Raw genomic sequence first — 529 nt, forward strand, 5'->3', positions numbered from 1 at the left:
CCGCGCCCATGCCAGGCGGCCTGCTCGTCGTCGTGCTGCGCAATGGCAGCCAGCAGGCCCACCCAGCGGTCGGGCGGCAGCAGGGTAGGAGGCCAGTGCCAGGCCAACTGGGCAGCCAGCAACGCGTGGGCTTGCTGGTAGATGATTTCCCAACCGGCGGCGGTGTAGTTGACTATCATGGAAGGGAGAAAAGCAAATCGAAAGAGTAGGTAAAAGCCGTTATGCTGAGCAGGGCACTTAGGGGCATACGGTTACTCATACATTACTGCTTAAATAACCCTGCTCACAAGCCTGCTGGCCGGGGTAACTTTGAAAAAAATACATTTTCATTATCCTGTTTCTTCTGTTTATGAAGCTTTGTACCCTCCGCCTGCGGGCTTTGGTTCTATTGATATTGCTGGCCGGACCAGCCTGGGCGCAGCAGCCGGCCTGGCGTTGGGCCAGCCAGGCCGTAAGCAACGCCAGCGGTCAGGCGGCCTACGTGAATGCCGTGGCCGTCGATGCCGCCGGCAACACCGTGGTGGGCGGC

At 59.4% G+C, this 529-nt stretch carries 2 protein-coding genes; one reads left to right on the forward strand and one right to left on the reverse strand.

Annotated features, from left to right (window positions below):
• Window positions 1-179, reverse strand: a 179-nt coding sequence (locus ACYVDE_RS25940) for a DUF3891 family protein (RefSeq protein WP_460504375.1), incomplete at its 3' end; no start/stop codon positions are given.
• A 170-nt stretch (window positions 180-349) separates the two neighbouring features.
• Here ACYVDE_RS25940 and ACYVDE_RS25945 point away from each other — a divergent pair.
• A partial coding sequence (locus tag ACYVDE_RS25945) for a hypothetical protein (RefSeq protein WP_460504374.1) occupies window positions 350-529 on the forward strand: 180 nt, incomplete at its 3' end.

It is taken from the genome of Hymenobacter agri, assembly GCF_054778495.1.